This is a genomic window from Bergeyella anatis, assembly GCF_036016955.1.
Taxonomy (GTDB): domain Bacteria; phylum Bacteroidota; class Bacteroidia; order Flavobacteriales; family Weeksellaceae; genus JAYWXI01.
In genome coordinates this window covers 19,861-38,449 of the sequence record NZ_JAYWXI010000009.1, presented here as the reverse complement: position 1 = coordinate 38,449, position 18,589 = coordinate 19,861, and the positions used below count along the sequence as shown (strand labels likewise).

Here is an 18,589-nt window from a genome sequence, read left to right as displayed (position 1 = left end):
TTATAAGTATTTATATCTCAGCATAATACTCTCCACAATACTTTTGTCGGTATTTATGTACCCCTTAAAAGGGTTCAATTCTCTCCAAAAACCAATTCTTTCAACTCTCTCTAATCTCAGCAAGATGCTCATTAAGTCCACCCTCAGCATCATTACGGCATCATTAATTGTTTTCAACACCCTATATCTATCTCCTGATGTCATTAAATTAGTGTCTGATGAAGTCATTAAATTTGATAATTCTAGCGAAGTAGATGTGATTCTCTCGATAGCTTTTTCAATAATACTTTCTGTAAAAACCATATATTGCGGATGTTTTATAGCAATGTCTTTTATTTTTTTCATTGCCATTGTGCTTCTTTCTAAGTTGATATAAATTTCTTTTACTTGATATGCGTTAGTGAGGGTTCCCGAAACTTCACGTAGTCCTTTATAAACTTGATTTTGAACGCGCCCCACTTCTGCCATTGCCACTCCTACTGTTGCTTGAACCTTTTTCAACCCGTTTACTTCATTTTTTGTTTTCTCTTGCTGCTTTCTTAGGTCAGATGAATAATACATTAATGCTGCTGTTGTAGTCGGGTCCAAATAAAGTGATTGAGCCTTGATACATCCTTTGCCAAGCACTAGTAATAAGAGTAATGTTAAGATACCTTTTTTCATATTACTTCTTTTATTAATTCGTTGAAAGTTTGCTTTTTTTCTAACATTTTCCCCTCTATAATTTTGAAAACATCCTGACCTATATGTTTCTTCTTTAAAGCTTCATAATACCTTATCACATTGTTGTCTATCGGCTTTTTATTTAGATTTACCAATGGTACCAAACTCCCTAAATCGCCATTGAGCTTTTTGGAATCGGCTACGAAACTATTTAGTGCCACATCATAATCTCCAAGACTTTGAAAGTAGTATTCAATGGCAGATTTTTCAGGCTTCTCGGTGGTATAGGTCAGGTATTGTTCTAAGGATACCTCGTTTCCATAAACTTCGCCTTTTGAACCTCTCTTGATATAAAATTCTTTAAATCTACTTCTGCCAGACTTATTATTTAAGTTATTGATTGTAAATATTTTATTTTGTTCCACCTGATTTAATGACAGAAGAGAAGCAATTGTTTCAAAGTTGTCTTTGAATTTCGTTTGGTCTAGCAAAATGAAAGTGTCGGAATTACTTATAATAGAATCTTTTACAACTGCATTTCCGATAATATCGTTCAATTCCTGTGTTACTACGACGGCTTCCCCCCAAAACTTCCTTACAGTTTTATAGAGGAAAAGAATATACCCACCCATTAATTTGGATGCAATTGCTTTCCACGCTTCTTCTATAATTAAGGCTTTTCTTCTGTCTTCTCTCAATCTCATTTTTTGGATGAAAGTATCCATAATAATAAGTGTCACGATGGGAAAAAGAGTAGGATTATCTTTTACATTATCAATTTCAAAAACGATAAAAGGTTCATCAAACAATGTACTATCAGCACTTTCATTTAAAGTAGTTCCATACCGACCTCCTTTATAAAAGTCCTTTAATACAAATAAAAATGTTCGTAGATTAAACTCTTTTTCCGTAATCTTATATTTCTTGTTTTTTAAATAGATAGGTAAAAATCGTTCACAATACTCATAGAAACTATTGAACGATAACTCCGAAACAACTAATTTATCATCAAGTTCCTTTATTCTTTTTATTAAGGAATATCGGAACGCATCATTCCATTCCTCTGCATTTAGAGATTTTTTGATGACTTCTGAAGTGATAACCGCTAATGTTGTTTCGTTGTATCTTTTTCTTTTTTCTTCATCAATCAAAGTTTCATAGGCTTCATATACCCGATAAAACTTTGATTGATCATAATCGGGATTATCAATATTTTTATCAGGGTGGTAAAAATTAATTAATTTTCTCCCTTCCCTTTTAATCTCATCCATAGTAGCATTTTCTGAAACATTTAATATCTCGTAATAAGTTTTGCTTTGTTCTAAATCTTCCTCAAAATCTTCTAGTAATTCTTCTCTATGGATATTGTACTTTTCTAAATGAAGTAATAAATCTTCATTAGATTTTGACTCATACCAGTTTTTTCCTTGATTAAAATATTGGTTATAATAGGACACTAGGGTATTGTCCAATATGGATTTTTGCTCCTTTGTCATTGTAGCATCAGCCCCTTGCCATATCATAAAAATTAGATTTGTTAAAAATTCAATTTTTTCAATATTAAACTCCTTTTCATTCATTATGAAAGGATTCATTGTGATTGGATTTTCTTCTGTATATTTTATATACTTCCCTCCTTTGTATTTGCAAGTTCCTGAGTAGGAATCTCCTGTGTCTACAATTACCACATCGTAATTATAGGTTAGATATTGCTCCACTATATTATTCATCAAGAAGGATTTTCCTGAACCCGAAGGTCCAAGAACGAATTTATTTCTATTATTTATCCTTCCTGTTCTCATAGGTAAATCCGATGGGTCTATTTTAATCGGTACGCCTTGCCTATCCGTGAATCTTAAATAAAAATTGGATTCTTCGTTTGTTGGGTAACTTTCTTTAAAAAAAAAACAACTCGCACCTTCGCTCGTAGTCATAAAGAAATCATAATCTTTTAACTCTACCGCATTTCCCGGAATACAACTTCTGAACAGCTCCAATTGATTGGTAGAGCGTTGTGAAATTCTTATTCCTTTAGTGAATAGTTTAGACTCTATTTGGGAATATAATTTTTCCATTTTTTCTTTACTATCAGTAGAAAAAGCCATAGAGAAGTGGGCATCTACAATCAACTGGCTGTTACTTGCCACATCTATCATTAGTGCGTCTATTTCTTCTGCAATGAGTAAATTACTTGGACTTTGAGAACCTGCACTTTCATGTTTTTTCTTTTTTTTCTCAAGGTCTATTTGCCTTTTACCCTGTATTGGAATAGAAATAACCTGATTATAAATAACGGCATTATAGTCCTCTAATTCATTGAAAAACGAAAAGTTATCTACTGCTGTCTCAGAAGCTGTACCGCCCCCACCTAAATAGGTAAAAGGAGAGATTGTTGCAGGCAAGGCAATATCTTCTACATCTACAAATGCTATGGTTTTTATAAAGTCATTCCCAACCTTTATATAAGTGTCCATAATTTTGTAATTATCAAAAGTTGGTATATCGGAAAACTTCATTGTGAAAGCCCTATCTATGTAGTAATCAAAATCTTTTTTCTTTAAGAAAGATGCAGGACAGTCGTGTTGATTTAGAAGCATTAAAACTTTTTGACACTTTTCTCTTAATATTTTGTACCTGTTTTCGTCAAATTTATACTTGTTTTTCTTTTTACTCTTATCATCAATAAGGTCTGTAAACAATAGAAGTGTATCTATTGTTTTGAAATATCTCCCATCAAAATGTTCCGAATATTTCTGTTGTAAAAATTCTTTAGAAGGTTCAGCTAAATACTTTTTCTTAGAAAAAATATCTGTTTTCTGAATAATAAAACCCTCCCCAACAATGGCAATAATTTGGTTAAGTAAAGAATGAAAATTCATATAACTTTCAGGGTCGGCAGAATATTGCTCAACGGCATTCTTTATTTTAATGCCAATTACAGGATTTCCATATTTTCCAATAAGAACATCAAAAGTCCAGCCGTGCTTTTCGCCTAAATCATAACCGATGAAAGGTACATCAAATATTTTCGTTTTGTATTTTATCATAGCTAAAAACGAAGAAGAGAGTTAAGAAAAACTCTTTCATTTCCCCCCTCTCTTCCTCTTAATTTTAAATAAAAAGAATTATTAAGTATTCTTTTTGAAGCCACTTTTGAAAATGTGAACTTCAAAAGCGTTTTTAGTTTTGTTAAAAAGCCCTCTTTCTCTTTGGAGTTTCAATGTAAACCATACACTTATTGCAGATAAGGAAAAGCCTATAATACTACCTAACAATCCAAAAAAGCTTGAGAGAATGGTCCCTATTACTATTCCTCCTGCAACTCCTCCAAAAGCATAGTAGATGTACTTCTCCTTTAATCCAAAAAAAATTAAAGGCTTTTTTAGGCTTTTGTAGAGAAAAAATTTGGTTTGCATGTTTGCATTTTTTTTAACCTACAAATATGGAATCCAAGAAAGTTGGAACTAGTAATAAAAAAATACAAGCACCTGCCCAGCCCATGATTTCTTTGTTCACGTCTTGGTCTCCATTCTGCCATTTGTTATAAATCCGAATACCTCCTATTAAACCTACAACGGCAGCTATGGCTTTGATTAATAGTTTGGCTCCCTCCTTGTATTCTCCTATTTTCTGTGCAGCTATTCCTAGAGCTCCACCGCCGGCAAACATCGGCGTAACTGCAAATAATACTAATGCTAATGTTAAAGCATTCTTTACCAAACTTTTTTTGTTGATTTTAAAATTGAACTTTTTCATCTTAATAAAATTTATGTTATTTCATATTGTAACAAATATGTCCTTCTTTTTCACTGGCTATATAGACATTACTTTCGGCATCATTAATGATTTTTCTAAATTCTTCAGGCGTGGGTGTTCTTTTGAAATCTGTTTTAAGTTTAGGTTGCTCTTCAACCTTTTTTTCTGCCACTTCTTGCCCTTTTGTGATGTTGTCTAATTGGCTTTCTTCTTTATGTTTCTTTTCTAATTCAAGGATATTTCTTTCTTTTTCTCCTTCGTCAAACTCGTTTTCTTGTTCCCCTTCTCTTATATTGTATTCTTCTTCATTAGTGAAACCTTTTGGAGTTGCCATTTCCTCTATATCATCAATTTCTACATTGGCAACATTTTCTTCCGTATCAATGCCTTCAATAGTTACAACCTCTTCTTCCACTTCTTCTACCTTTTCTTTTTTGATATATAGGTCATAAATAATGTTTCCTGTATAGTATAGAATGTATATTATCAATACTACCAATACAAATTTTCCCATTGTCATAAATTGTACTTCTTCTCAGTTAAATTGTTTATGATATCTAAAAGCTCATCAAGGTTAGGCTTTATAGCATTCCTGATTTCTTTTTTGAACTCCCTTGTGTTTATTTTTTGTAAAGCGTTCCTTTTATAAATGGGTGTAGGTACTAATTCTCCATATTGTTCAAGAACACCATCTGTATACTCTTTATTTGGATAATTATATCCTGCATCACTTCTATTACTGATGAATAGTAATGAAGCTTCTGTTTCAAAATGTTTAGTAATTACATTTATAAATACTAATGTAGACTCGATACTAACATTAGAATATTCAAATGGAATCACGATAATATCCGAATAAACCAATAGTAAGTTATACCTTGCATCTAATGTTCCGCCCAAATCAAATAAATAAATGTCTTGACTATCTTTTATAGCTTTTAGTTCCTCCATATTAGAAAAAGGCAGTTCATCTTCATTATTTATAACTTGTACATCATAAATTGGTGGAATTGAATTTTCCTTGCCATTATCTATCTCCCATAGTTTGTAAAATGACTTTTGATAATCAAAATCATACACAAAAACTTTTCGTTCTTTATGTAAAGTAAGGTAGTTAGCTAACGCCACAGCAATTGTAGTTTTGCCAACACCTCCTTTCTGTGTTCCAAATGTGATTATCATAAATTATCGTTTTTTTCGTTTCTTCTTTCTTGGGTCAAATTCATCTTCTATTTCTGCCCCATAGTTAGGTTTCAAAATACTATCTATAATATCCGAAGTACCTTCCAGTAAATCTGTACTCCAATCAACGATACCCTCTATAACATTATCATCTCCATATTGTTCAACATCCTTTCTATCCATAAGCTTTTGGTATTGGATTTCTCCAATCAGTTTATCCATTTCCCAAACTTGGTGGAACAGATTGTGTATGGCATAATATTTCCCTTCTACATTCACAACATCTATTTTGTCGGATTTATCCTCTCCGCTTTTGATAAGATTTAAAACATCTTCACGCCCCTGTTTTCTGATTTCAGAGTTTTTATTTTTATTATAAAATAGCATATGGATTTGAATAGGAGCGTGAGGGTGCTTTTCGTTATACCATTCTCTTAAAATTTCTTTCTCCTTCTCGGTGGTGATATTAAAATCCTTTAAAACTTCAAAATTCTTTTTATCAATTTGCTCATCAGTAAATTGGAAAATTTCTCTCATTTTGAGAATCTCACTCCCTTTGAAAATAGATTTAGACCTATTATCTATCACTGTATATCCAAAAGGTGTTTGTTTTTCCTTATGATGAAAAATAATATCAATCCCGAACATATCCCGAAGTTTCTTTTGCAGTTCGCTTTCCCATTCAATCTTGGGTTGAGCGTTTGTTTCTCTCTCATATAAATCCTTTTGTTTTCTGTCATCAATGACTTTAAAGGTTTTATTAGAAAAGATTTCAGAATATTTTTTAATGACAGCCGCTATCTGCTTCTTCCTGTTCTTATCCTCACTAGTATTAAAAGAAAGTTGATTTCCTGTAAGACTTCTTTGCAAAACGCCATTTTTTAGAATATCCAACCGATTATCGTCCTCAGAGTTTCTAGACAATTTGAAACCATTCCTTTCCAGTAATTCTTTCAATTGATTTAAAGAACTGTATTTGTAATTTAGTAACTTATCCAACTCTTCATTTAGTTTTTGTTCGGGATAAAGTTTATCCATTACCTTTTGCAATGCTTTTTGGGATTTTAATCGCTCAAAGCTATCATTCAACTTTTTCCCACTTGCTTTGTCAATTCTTGTGGAAACTATATGGATATGATTATTATCTGTATCATTATGGAAAACTGCAATGTATGGCTGTTCTCCATATCCCATCTCCTGCATGAAATTTTCAGCAACAATTTTCAATTCCTCTTTTGAGTGTTCTTGAAATTTGGTAGAAATTACTGCGTGAAATTGAGGTTTTTTAACCTTGTTACTTTTGGAGATAGATTTTAAATAATCTTTCACTGTCTGTGGACTACTTTCCTCATTGATGAATGAGGGAAAGTTTTTCATCGCCATCAATTCTCCTTTTCCTTTTTCCACTTTTTTATCGTTATATTCTACACCACTAAAACTTTTACTTGCCGATAAAATCTTTACTATCATTTTCCAAGCATTTCAAAAATAATCTTGAACATATCAGTTTGCTCCTGTTTCATTTTTCTCAATTCAGATAGGTTCTGATTAAAAATTTTCATTTCCATTTCACTAATCCATTTAGAGGTATTAGCAATTTTTGCAAACTGATTGATGTTGTTTTCTATCTTCTTAAAAATATTATCCTGTACCTCAATGAACTCTATTACTCTTCGCCTTTCGTTATCCATAATTCTACCTTCTACGGAATCTACGATAAGGCTTTTAAATGTTATCCCCCTACTTTTACAGATTGACTTCCACTTTGCTTTTTGTTCTTCATCAATATAGATTAGCAATGGTTTTTGTCCTTCCCTCATTTTTTTCTTTAGGCAAAATTCTTAATTTATTAACAAAACAACAATAAAAAACAAAAAAATAATATTTATTATTAAATAAAGTCATTTAATATTATTAATAACATAAAAAAGAAAAATGTAAAAATGTTTTTTAATAACTTTTAATAGCTTGTATTCTTATTTCTATTTTTTTTTATTACAAAAAACGAGTTCCGAAGTTTTTTGCCCCCATTTTTCCCAAAAGAAAAATGGGCAAGATGGTCTTTGTCTATGCGCTTGAAGTGTATATACAAAGACACATCTTGCATTTGAAGCCCACATTGCATTTGAAGCCCACATTGAAATCCCTGTTCTTCAAATTATATTGACTTTCTTCATTTTTTTATTCCTCTAAAATTTTAAAATACTGATTATCATTATATAATATTTGTAAAATCCTTTTTTAGAGGACTAAATGGCTGACAGAAAAAAAATAAAAATTACGATCACATATATTATATTTATAATACATAATTATATATATATGTGTGTGATGTCATTCTTTATAATGAATTCACATTTTATACATAAAAAATTGTTAATCAAATCATTATAAACAAGAATTGGATAAATCTGAGTAAGGTGGTTGGATAAACCTGAGTAAAGGTTGGATAAATCTGAGTAAAGGTTGGATAAACCTGAGTAAGGTGGTTGGATAAACCTGAGTAAAGGTTGGATAAATCTGAGTAAGGTGGTTGGATAAATCTGAGTAAAGGTTGGATAAACCTGAGTAAGGTGGTTGGATAAACCTGAGTAAAGGTTGGATAAACCTGAGTAAAGGTTGGATAAATCTGAGTAAGGTGGTTGGATAAACCTGAGTAAAGGTTGGATAAATCTGAGTAAGGTGGTTGGATAAATCTGAGTAAAGGTTGGATAAATCTGAGTAAGGTGGTTGGATAAATCTGAGTAAGGCGGTTGGATAAACCTGAGTAAGGCGGTTGGATAAATCTGAGTAAGGTGGTTGGATAAATCTGAGTAAGGTGGTTGGATAAATCTGAGTAAGGTGGTTGGATAAATCTGAGTAAGGTGGTTGGATAAATCTGAGTAAGGTGGTTGGATAAATCTGAGCGAGAAGATTCTGAAAAAAAAACAGAGAACAAGTCCCTGTTTTAGTCCCTTACTATCGTAAAACATTGATTTTCAATAGCACTTGTGGAGAATACGGGATTCGAACCCGTGACCTTTTGACTGCCAGTCAAACGCGCTAGCCAACTGCGCCAATTCCCCTTATCTCTCAACAAAAATATAAAAAACAGACTTGCCAGTCAAGTTAATCCTATTTTTGATAAAACAAAAAGTCGCTTTTGCGACTTTTTTGCGATCCGGACGGGACTCGAACCCGCGACCTCCGCCGTGACAGGGCGGCATTCTAACCAACTGAACTACCGGATCTTTCAATGAAGAAACCCTTCATTTTTGTGATTGCAAATATAGGACTTTTTTCTAAAACTGCAAATATTTTTTCAAAAAAATGCTTCCCTAAACGGAAAGCATTAATTTTCAATCTGTTTTTTTTACAAATGAGCAGATAGTTTTTCAGCAATCACCTCTTTTGGTGCTACCCCAACAATCTTGTCGACCACTTCTCCATTTTTGAAGATAAGCATCGTCGGAATATTACGAATCCCATAATCCACCGAAACCTGCTGGTTATTGTCTACATCCACTTTACCTACCACAGCCTTGCCCTCGAAGTCGGCTGAAACCTCTTCGATAATCGGCCCCAACATACGGCAAGGACCACACCATACCGCCCAAAAATCTACCAATACCGGCTTATCCGAGTTTAATACCGTTTCCTTAAACGTGCTATCTGTAATTTCTAATGCCATAATACAAAATTTATTTTTAATTTATTTTTTTACCGTCTACAAAAGTAATAATTATAATCCCAAATGCAACACCCTCTCATCTATATTAGGCATTGTTTTTTTCTATAAGAGAAGAGGAAGAAATCTCCACCAACGCCTCGACAAAATAATCAATATCTTCTTTCGTCGTATGATGACAAAACGAAATACGAAGCGGCGTAGTCTCTTCTAAATCGTTATCATCAAGAAGCATCATCATTACCATTGAAGGTTTAGCCGCACCGGACGAACAAGCACTTCCTTGAGAAATAGCCACCCCTTTCATATCCAATTGAAGACCAATCATCGGATTTTTAAACGGAAGCAATGCACTAAGCACCGTATAAAGGCTTCTTTGAGAATCCGCAGAGCGCCCGTTAAACCTCACTCCCGGAATCCGCGCTTGCAAGCGCTCCTTCGTGTACTCCTTGATCTGTTGAATATGACGGGCGTACTCTTCCAGGTTCGTCATGCATAAATCCAACGCAACCCCCAAACCGACAATCCCGGTTACATTTTCCGTTCCTGCCCGAAGCTCACGTTCTTGGGCTCCTCCAAGAATTATTGGTTTCAATCGGGAAGATTTTTTGACATAAGCAAACCCCACTCCTTTAGGTCCGTGAAACTTGTGCGCACTGCAAGAAGCAAAGTCAATATTAATTTTGGAAAAATCCAAATCCAAATGCCCTATCGTCTGTACCGTATCCGAATGAAAATAAGCCCCGTACTGCTCGCATAATTTACCCACGGCTTCCAAATCCAAAAGATTACCAACTTCGTTATTGGCATGCATAAGGGAAACCAAAGTCTTCTTATCCGAAGCCTTCAAAGCTTCTTCTACCTTCTCGGGTAAAATATCGCCGTTAGCATCAGGACGCAGATAAACCACCTCCACGCCTTTTCGGGTTTTGGCATCCCGTACAGCCTCTGCTACACATTTATGCTCCAAGGGTGATGTAATGATCCGCTCCACCCCCAAATGGGACACACAAGATTTTATAATCAAATTATTGGACTCCGTCCCGCAAGAGGTGAAAATAATCTCCCCAGGTTGCACCCTCAAATAATCGGCAATCTTTCGACGAACCCCTTCAATAAGTGATTTAGCCTCTTGCCCAACGCTGTGAGTAGAAGAAGGATTACCGTAATTCATCCGCATCACTTCCACCATTTTCTCAATCACCGGCTCGTCTATCGGAGTAGTAGCCGCATTATCCAAATATACTTTTCTGATTTCCATTAAAACCGATTGCTGTTATTTTATTTCAATTGTTTCAAACACATCATCCGACGGAACAGAAAACACCATCCAAGGCCGAGACAAAACCATAATCTGAGGTTCGTTGATATCCTTCGGTGCCGTTTTCTTAAGGTAAACTTTCAGCACACCGTGCTCTATTTTTAACGCCTCAATCCCCGGAGCCGTGTAACTTCCTGAAGTCATCGTTCCGAACGAATAAAACACCGCGTCGTGCCCCTTTGGGAGTTCTGGCACAGACGAATCTAAAGCCTCCAAAGTTTCCGTTAATCCTCCACCGCCTTTGAACGTACGGTAAATCGAATGATATTCGGTCTTCCCTCTTGCCCGTATAAAGCCCGGTTTTTCTCTCCCTCCGTTCCACTCGGAAAGGAACAATACAGGCGCTTTTCCGTTTTTAGTTGAATCCATAGACGACGATACTGATTCCTTATTTTTATCGCTCTCTTTCTTTACCGTACAAGCCGCTAAAAGACCCGACAAAAGCAAGAAAAAAGATATTTTTATTAATTTCATAAACCTCGATTATCGCGAGGCTAATTTAATGAAAAAAACGATAATATCGGTCATCTGCAAATTTCATCATCGGACGATCCCCCGAAGTATCCCCGAAAGCAATGATTTTATCGTAACGTTTCCCCTCAATAAATTGCCGAATCCGAAACACTTTCTGTTCCCCATTGCAGTTAGGCGTCTTAAATTCCCCCGTAAACACCTCCTGCTGGAAATAACCTTCCGTAGCCAACAACGACATCCCGAATTTTTCAGCAAAAGGCCTCACCCATAAATCCATGGATGCCGTCACCAACAAAGCTTCGGTATTTTGCCGATCCCTATTGGCGATAAACTCCAATGCATTTTCACGGATGATTTCAGGGTAATACCGTTGGAAAAAAGCTTGGGCTTTGCGTTCGATTGCCCCGCGGGTTTCCCCCTTCAGTACCCCCGAAATAAAACTCTTTTTCACCCCTTCCGCCTTTACCAAACGTAGTTTTAGCAGAACAAACAGAGGTAAATGTTTCAAATACTGCACATAGTAACGTGAAGGGCGATAAAACCGTAAAAACAGAAACATCGTATCCCGATTCGTCAGAGTACCGTCGAAATCAAAACAATATAACTTTTTCATACTTGCCTTTATATCAAAAAAACGTAAAAAAACACCCTAAAGTTTCATTTTCTTAAAAATAAATTCGGGAATAGCCTTAATGATCGTCATAATCCCCCACCAGACCGGCAAGACATAAGCCGTATTTCTTTTTCCTACATAAGCCTTATAAATATGCTCGGCCGCCTGCTTAGGACTCGCCGTCAACAAAGGATTAAGCGGAAGCCCCTCCGTCATTTTGGTCGCCATAAACCCCGGTTTAACCGTCATTACATGCACTTTCTTATCGAAAAGATAGTTGCGCAAACCGCTAAGATAAGCTGTAAGACCTGCCTTAGCCGAACCATAAATAAAATTACTCTGCCGCCCGCGATCCCCCGCCACCGAAGACAAAACAATCATCGTTCCGCTTCTGCGGCTCTCCATTTTTTTGGCAAAATAGTTAAGAACCGGAACCAATGCCGCATAATTCACGGTAATAATGCGTTGCGTATTCCCATCATCGTAAAGCCCCTCTGCCGTTCCCTGCCCCAAATACCCCGAAGCACAAAACAATAAATCCGACTGAACAAAATCCCAAGCCTTCGGATGAAATTCCCCCATCAAATCCAAAGGAATAATCTCACAATGTTGAAGAAATCTCACTCCCAAATGTTTGGCAAACTTCTCCGTCGTCGCCACATTCGAAGTAAAAAGATACACCACAGGATAACGCCTGCCCTCGCTCAACATTTTCTCCACAAAGGCCTGTGCCACCTCCGAGTTACTTCCTAATATTATCATTATTCTTGGCTTTTATTGATTATTGGCAATTCTTTTCTGCTGCAAAGAAACAAATTTCGGATTCCTCACATTTTTCAAATAATTAGTCAGAGAAGAGCGGCTCATGCTGTCCTTCGTCAGATAAATACGCCCGCCGAACGCTTCCACCACATCATCCAGCTTCTGGACCAACTCCGGAAGTTTCTTATTAACTTTAAAATCCAAAGCCAGCGTGTACCCCTCCATCGGAAACGCATTATACGCCTCGGGGTTGTTTTTACCAAACAGCTTAAGAACCGCCAAAAACGAACCATTCCCGCTATGGGCAATCGTCTCCAAAATCTGCTTCATCCCCTCATAGCCCTTCGCCTTCGGAATCACCATCTGATACTGGATAAACCCTTTACGTCCGTAGATCTTATTCCAATCATTAACCGCATCCAAAGGGTAAAAAAACGTCTCGTAATCCACAAAACCATTCACCTGAGAACGACGCTGCTTGCCGTAATACAACCAATTGAAGACCTTAACCGTAAATCGGTTAAGCACAAACCCCGGAAAATAAAACGGAACCGTAAACCTAAACTTCGGTTTTAACTTCAAAGGTTCCGCCTGAAGTTTAGCAGGCAATTCCGCCTTCAAAGCGTGCTCTCCCCTCATAAGTATCGAACGGCCAATTCCCCCGCCCTTCTGAAGGCAGTCTATCCAAGCCACATTGTACGTCCAGTTTTCACTTTGCTCAAACAATCTGAAAATTTCTTCCAAATTGGAAGCCTTTAGACTTTCTTGACGAATATAAGCCGACTCGATATTCTTAAGTTTCAGTTTCGCCGAAAGAATAATCCCCGTAAGCCCCATACCGCCCGCCGTAGCCCAAAACAAATCGGCGTTCTCCTCTCGGCTGCACGTCTGCACGTCTCCATTTTGATCAAGAAGCGTAAAAGACACCACCCAGTCCGAAAAACACCCTTCCGCATGATGGTTCTTCCCATGAACATCCGAGGCAATCGCTCCGCCCACCGTCACGTATTTCGTTCCCGGAGTAACGGAAAGAAAGTACCCCTGAGGAACCACAACCTCCAAAATATCAGACAACAAAACCCCCGATTCGCATTCTAAAATCCCGTTTAAACGGTCAAAGCCAATAAACTTATTAAGCCTTTTCGTTGAAAAAATATGCTCCGCCAAAGAAGCATCACCATAGCAACGTCCGTTACCACGAGCAATAACCTCCTTATTTTTCAGCACAAAAGCCTTAATTTTTTCCAGCGAGTCTTCGCTCTTTATTTCCTTTTCAACCACAGGAAAATTCCCCCAGTTTGTTACTTTTTGTATAAAATCAGGCTTCATGTTACTGCATTAGATAGTTGTCATAAATCAATCCCAAAAAAGACAATCCCCAAAGAATTACCGTAATCTGAATGTATCGATCCTTATAAACGATTTTAGTTGGCGATTCGGTTTTGTTGTAAACCAACGTCTGTTGGAGATAACGGAGAAAAGCAAAAACCACAAAAATGAAAGTATAAAAAACCTTCATCCCAAAACGTTCCTGCACTTCGGAAGTCAGCGTAAACATAAGGTAAGAAACAATAGCCAATGCCACCGAAACCGACAATGCAATGTCCGCAAATTGTACATTATACCCATCCAAAGCCCGTCTTGTCTTGCCCGAAATTTGCGCATTAATAAGCTCGCCCCGCCGTTTACCCAAAGCTAAAACCAAAGCCAAAACAAACGTAAGAAGAATCGCCCACTGCGAAATAAAAATCCCCGTAGCATAGCCTCCTGCCAATACCCTGAGTACAAACCCTAAAGCTACAATACACACATCAATAATGGCCACATGCTTCAAGTGGAACGTGTAGGCCAAATTCATAACGAAGTAAAAAATAATGATAAAAGCAAACTTCCACAAGTTCCCCGAAAGGTAAGCTCCCCCCCAACAAATTAACAAAATAACAGTTACCAACAAAGCCCCCAAAAGCAACAAAGCTGTCCGACGGCCGATTTTTCCACTGGCAAGCGGACGATTGCATTTCTCGGGATGTCGGCGATCCGCTTCAATATCCGAATAATCGTTAATAATATAAATGCAGCTCGCCGCAAACGAAAAAACAAAAAAAGCATAGACGCTTTTCAACAAAAGCCCATCGTTAAAAAAATGCCCCGAAAAAAACAAAGGCAAAAAAACAAAAAAATTCTTCACCCACTGCTCTATCCGGATAAGCTTAAGATAATTCTTCATTTGTGCATGTAATCAACTGCAAAAGTACGGATTTCCATATTAAAAGCCGCCAAAAAGGCGGCTTTTTCAAATTCAAAAAAGATTATTTTCTTGAAACTTATTTAACTTGCTGTTGAGCTTCTTTTATCATGTTTTCATTAGCCGTAATGGCAAACTCCACTCGCCGGTTCTTCGCTCTTCCTGCATCGGTATCGTTACTGGCAACAGGCTCGTTCATCCCCATCCCCATCGCAAACATTCGCGATGAAGCAATTCCCTTGGACATTAAATAAGACTTAACCGCTCCGGCTCTTCGTTCCGAAAGTTTTTGATTATAATCCGCCGAGCCTCGGCTATCCGTATGTCCGTAAATATTGATATTGGTATCCGGATTATTGGTCAGTACCTCCGCCAATTTATCCAAGTTAGCCTTAGCCGATGCCGTAAGGTTAGACGAATCAAAACCAAAGTTCACCATGCTCTCCGGCAAAGTAACCTTTATACCCTCGCCCACTCTCTCGACTTCCGCTCCGGGCAGAGTTTCTTTGATTTCTTTCGCTTGTTTGTCCATTCTTGAACCGATAACGTTACCGACAACACCGCCGACAACACCACCCAAAACAGCCCCTTGAGGCGCATTTCCTCCTTTACCGAGGTTGTTTCCCAAAATACCGCCAAGTACCGCACCCGCCGCAGCACCTATCGCCGTACCTCTTTGCTGATTATTGGAATTCTGCACCGCTTCGCAACCCGTTAAAAGTAATGCCGAAGAAAGAAACAATGCTCCGATACCGGTTTTATTAAAAATTTTCATACTGTTATATTTTTTAAAATTTTGAAATTAAATTTACTTGGATGCCGTTCTTTGGAAATGATACACCACCCGTACCGTTTTACCTTCAAAAGGAATATTTTGCTGCAAACTGAACTGATCCGTTGACTGGTCAACCAAAGTAAGCGCATACCCCTGAGTTACCGCCTTGGCCTTTGAACCTTCAATCAATTTTTTGAAAAGAAAAGTATTGCCGCCAACCATCTCGAATTTAATCGGCTGGGTAAGAGCAGGACAACCACTCGCTCCGTTAAGAGTATAAGCCCCCGAATAATTATTCGGTATCAACCGCCAATGACTTCCTATGAAACAAGTCGCATCCGCTCCTTCATCAAAGGGTTTAACCCTGAGTGAACGGTCGTATTCCACGCTGGTAATTTCCCAATCGCCCTTTAGCTTCAAAAATTCCGCACGGTTTTGCTGAGCCGTTTTCGCATTAGAAACCGTAGAGCAGGATGCCACACTAAGAGCCACCCCGAAAAGACCTGCCAATAGACTATTTTTCATCATTTGTGTTATTTTTTGTTTACTTTGTTTTATTCAGCGCCTTCCTTTCATTTGCTTTTCCGAAGAAAGACCGCTCTCTCCCCTTAGCTGTATTAGAAAACCGTGCCATTCCCGCTCCCTAAACAAAAAAAAGTCCGAACAAGTCGGACTTTTGAAAAGAAAAATCTCTTTTATTTAACCTTTTTGGTTCGTACGGGATGTTTTTTGAGTGTCGATGATTTCGCACTTCCTGCCGATTTCCTCAATGGAGCCGAAGACGATGGCGCTTTATAAAAATGCGTGTAAGCGTATTCCGCCGCTTTGCGCAAGTCAATCACTCCACCCGCTCTAGAAATTAGATCAAAACGATTATTCTCATTGGTCGGAAGCATCGCATTAACCGTCGATTGATTCGCTGTCTTCACCAAAGATTCAATAATTTCCGAAGGCGTCAGTGTCGGCATATAAGCCAAAAGAACCGCCGCTGCACCCGCCACGACTGGAGAAGCCATAGAAGTCCCTTGGTTATACTTGTATTTCGCATCCGGCACTGGAGCATAAATCGAAGTCCCAGGAGCAAAAACATCCACCAATTTCCCATTAAAATTAGAAAAATTAGCCCTCAAAAATTCGTTGTCATTCGTGCTGGCCCCCACAACAATCATATTATTGATAAAAGGCTTCTCGTCATCCACCGATTTAAAATTGGTCGGGTAATAAACATGCTCATAAAGGTTTTCGTTATCATTTCCAGCCGCCTTAACCAAAAGCACCCCTTTGTCCTCCGCATACTTCATCGCATCCCAAACCTCCTTCATCCCCGGAGAAACCGGTTTACCAAAGCTCATATTGATAATTCTAGCCCCATTATCCACAGCGTAACGAATCGCATTCGCCACATCTTTATCCCGCTCATCTCCGTTAGGAACCGTCCTTACCGTCATGATTTTGGCCACCTTATAAGCCACGCCGTATTGCACCTCATTACCGTGAGGCAAGCCCGCAATAATACCCGCCACGTGTGTACCATGTTCAGCGTCAGGTCCCTCGTAGCTGTTATTGCCGTAATACCGCTCCGTATAATCGTCGTAACGATCGCCCACGATTTCCGCGCGAGGATCAAAATCCAAATTATACTGCTGCGTCGCCTGAGGCCCATAATAATCCAAAGCCTCCTTCATCTGGTCCTTCAGTGCTTTTTCCACTTCGGCAGACGTCTTTCCCGCAAAATCCGAATCCCTCGAAAGATTCCCCAATATCTGAGCCGAAATCGCCTCATTCTGATTGGTCGGCTTAAAGGAAGCCACCACCTCCGAAGTCAAATTACGCCCCGCCAACATGGAAACCATTGTAGGCACAAGCTCCTGAATCTTAGTGTAAGTCTGATAAGACTGCTGCGCTTCAATGGATTTTTTAGCAAAAATTTCCTTGCTGCGCATATACATCTTGAATTCTTCCGGCATCGACTGCTGGTTGGCTTTGTTACGAGCCGAATCCTCCCCCTCGAAAAGAGGTTTGTATTTCTTCACCACCCGGGTAACCTCCATATTATCGACATCTATGTCGCCATTTTTACCGCCGATAAAATTCCAGCCGTGCACATCGTCCACATAACCATTACCGTCGTCATCCTTCCCGTTATTCGGAACCTCATTCGGATTCTTCCACAAATTTTTCACCAGTCCTGGATGATCCACTTCCACACCGCTATCCAAAACACCAACCACCACCGTTCGAGGTTTAAGCCCTTTGGATTCTAAATATTTATATGCGTTTTGGGTATTAACCCCGTACACATTAGTCGCAGCAAAATCTTTATGATACCAAGTCATAAGATCTTTATCCGCCATAGGGTCTTTATCCGTCTGAGCAAAAAAGCCCACGGTCCCCACCAAAAACGATGCCGCAATAAGTATTTTTTTCATTTTATAATAATTTTGTTTCTAAATTTCTAATATACCCCGAAGACTCCGGCCCCTTGTTGCAAAGCAAATCGATAACAGACAAGTCCCCAATAAAGCCATACTTATCCGAAAACGTCTGATAATAAGCCTCCATCGGATATTCCGAAGCCTGTTTAGCCGAAAAAGCCATCCGCAAATCCGCCCCCTTCGGCGTCCCCAAATACTCCTCGCTCAGAGTATAGGGTTTCGCCTCCTTCAGCAAATCCAAAAGAATAGCCAAAGCCTTCAGATTGTACTCCAGCAAATACCGTTCCTCCAACTTAAAAATTTCAGCCAATCGGGATTCGTAAAACTCAAAATAAGGCGAACTCTGATAAGCCGTCTTAATCGACTTCCAATGAAGCCCCCGCCAGTTCTCGGCATAAGAAATCTCAATTGAATTCATTACCCGAGCCCCCGTGTGCCGAATAGGAATAATTAAAGAAAGACGCCCATTAGCCCCATAAATATTAGCCCTATTGCGGTAAGTTTGTTTAGGAAAATGCTCGTACTGCTCAAGAGTAATCTCCGACCCCTGCTCCAAAAAAAAGGAAAACCAAGAAACCGGAGGCATATAAAAAACAGGCATCAGGCGATGCCCCGATAATTCCAAACTCATAATCTCACTATAATTAAAATATCACCCCGTTCCCTAGCCCCGATTGAAGCGGTTACCCCGCAGCC

Annotated in this window: 19 protein-coding genes and 2 tRNA genes; all 21 read right to left on the bottom strand. The window is 38.2% G+C overall.

Annotated elements, in window-relative coordinates; all coding sequences use genetic code 11:
- The gene (locus VQ048_RS07725) at positions 1-663 is read right to left on the bottom strand and encodes a hypothetical protein (RefSeq protein ID WP_327611119.1); all 663 of its coding nucleotides are present in this window, start codon (positions 661-663) and stop codon (positions 1-3) included.
- Complete coding sequence (locus tag VQ048_RS07720) at positions 660-3,710, bottom strand: TraG family conjugative transposon ATPase (RefSeq protein ID WP_327611118.1); 3,051 nt, start codon at positions 3,708-3,710, stop codon at positions 660-662. Before VQ048_RS07720 ends, VQ048_RS07725 begins: the two co-directional genes overlap by 4 nt.
- An 81-nt stretch (positions 3,711-3,791) precedes the next feature.
- Positions 3,792-4,079 (bottom strand): DUF4133 domain-containing protein, encoded by a 288-nt coding sequence (locus tag VQ048_RS07715; RefSeq protein ID WP_327611117.1) that lies wholly within the window; start codon positions 4,077-4,079, stop codon positions 3,792-3,794.
- A 13-nt stretch (positions 4,080-4,092) separates the two neighbouring features.
- The gene (locus VQ048_RS07710; RefSeq protein ID WP_327611116.1) at positions 4,093-4,419 is read right to left on the bottom strand and encodes a DUF4134 domain-containing protein; all 327 of its coding nucleotides are present in this window, start codon (positions 4,417-4,419) and stop codon (positions 4,093-4,095) included.
- 16 nt (positions 4,420-4,435) lie between these two features.
- Complete coding sequence (locus VQ048_RS07705) at positions 4,436-4,933, bottom strand: hypothetical protein (protein ID WP_327611115.1); 498 nt, start codon at positions 4,931-4,933, stop codon at positions 4,436-4,438.
- A gap of 2 nt (positions 4,934-4,935) precedes the next feature.
- Positions 4,936-5,601 carry a ParA family protein gene (locus VQ048_RS07700; protein ID WP_327611114.1) on the bottom strand — a complete coding sequence of 222 codons (666 nt, stop codon included), beginning with the start codon at positions 5,599-5,601 and terminating at the stop codon, positions 4,936-4,938.
- 3 nt (positions 5,602-5,604) lie between these two features.
- Entirely contained in the window at positions 5,605-7,071 is a 1,467-nt protein-coding gene (locus tag VQ048_RS07695) for a relaxase/mobilization nuclease domain-containing protein (protein WP_327611113.1), read from the bottom strand.
- Positions 7,068-7,421 carry a hypothetical protein gene (locus VQ048_RS07690; RefSeq protein ID WP_327611112.1) on the bottom strand — a complete coding sequence of 118 codons (354 nt, stop codon included), beginning with the start codon at positions 7,419-7,421 and terminating at the stop codon, positions 7,068-7,070. The genes VQ048_RS07695 and VQ048_RS07690 overlap by 4 nt, the downstream gene beginning before the upstream one ends.
- A 1,171-nt stretch (positions 7,422-8,592) precedes the next feature.
- A tRNA-Ala gene (locus tag VQ048_RS07685) sits at positions 8,593-8,666 on the bottom strand.
- Positions 8,667-8,757: 91 nt separating this feature from the next.
- Positions 8,758-8,831: transfer RNA gene (locus tag VQ048_RS07680), tRNA-Asp, on the bottom strand.
- A gap of 122 nt (positions 8,832-8,953) precedes the next feature.
- Positions 8,954-9,271, bottom strand: a complete 318-nt coding sequence (trxA, locus tag VQ048_RS07675; protein ID WP_327611111.1) for a thioredoxin — start codon at positions 9,269-9,271, stop codon at positions 8,954-8,956.
- Positions 9,272-9,356: 85 nt separating this feature from the next.
- On the bottom strand, positions 9,357-10,523 hold the full coding sequence (locus tag VQ048_RS07670) for a cysteine desulfurase family protein (RefSeq protein WP_327611207.1): 1,167 nt from the start codon (positions 10,521-10,523) through the stop codon (positions 9,357-9,359).
- Between the two features lie 21 nt (positions 10,524-10,544).
- Positions 10,545-11,063, bottom strand: a complete 519-nt coding sequence (locus VQ048_RS07665) for a hypothetical protein (RefSeq protein WP_327611110.1) — start codon at positions 11,061-11,063, stop codon at positions 10,545-10,547.
- Positions 11,064-11,088: 25 nt separating this feature from the next.
- Positions 11,089-11,676, bottom strand: a complete 588-nt coding sequence (locus VQ048_RS07660) for an HAD family hydrolase (RefSeq protein WP_327611109.1) — start codon at positions 11,674-11,676, stop codon at positions 11,089-11,091.
- A 36-nt stretch (positions 11,677-11,712) separates the two neighbouring features.
- The gene (locus tag VQ048_RS07655; RefSeq protein WP_327611108.1) at positions 11,713-12,438 is read right to left on the bottom strand and encodes an SDR family NAD(P)-dependent oxidoreductase; all 726 of its coding nucleotides are present in this window, start codon (positions 12,436-12,438) and stop codon (positions 11,713-11,715) included.
- Between the two features lie 12 nt (positions 12,439-12,450).
- On the bottom strand, positions 12,451-13,767 hold the full coding sequence (locus VQ048_RS07650) for an FAD-binding oxidoreductase (protein ID WP_327611107.1): 1,317 nt from the start codon (positions 13,765-13,767) through the stop codon (positions 12,451-12,453).
- 1 nt (position 13,768) lies between these two features.
- A complete protein-coding gene (locus tag VQ048_RS07645; RefSeq protein ID WP_327611106.1) occupies positions 13,769-14,665 on the bottom strand; it encodes a decaprenyl-phosphate phosphoribosyltransferase in 897 nt (298 codons plus the stop codon).
- A 97-nt stretch (positions 14,666-14,762) separates the two neighbouring features.
- On the bottom strand, positions 14,763-15,458 hold the full coding sequence (locus VQ048_RS07640) for a YiaD family glycine zipper/OmpA-like lipoprotein (RefSeq protein ID WP_327611105.1): 696 nt from the start codon (positions 15,456-15,458) through the stop codon (positions 14,763-14,765).
- 33 nt (positions 15,459-15,491) lie between these two features.
- Positions 15,492-15,983, bottom strand: a complete 492-nt coding sequence (locus VQ048_RS07635; protein ID WP_327611206.1) for a hypothetical protein — start codon at positions 15,981-15,983, stop codon at positions 15,492-15,494.
- 170 nt (positions 15,984-16,153) lie between these two features.
- Positions 16,154-17,887 (bottom strand): S8 family serine peptidase, encoded by a 1,734-nt coding sequence (locus tag VQ048_RS07630; protein WP_327611104.1) that lies wholly within the window; start codon positions 17,885-17,887, stop codon positions 16,154-16,156.
- A gap of 1 nt (position 17,888) precedes the next feature.
- On the bottom strand, positions 17,889-18,524 hold the full coding sequence (locus tag VQ048_RS07625) for a WbqC family protein (RefSeq protein ID WP_327611103.1): 636 nt from the start codon (positions 18,522-18,524) through the stop codon (positions 17,889-17,891).
- Between the last annotated feature and the right edge of the window lie 65 nt (positions 18,525-18,589).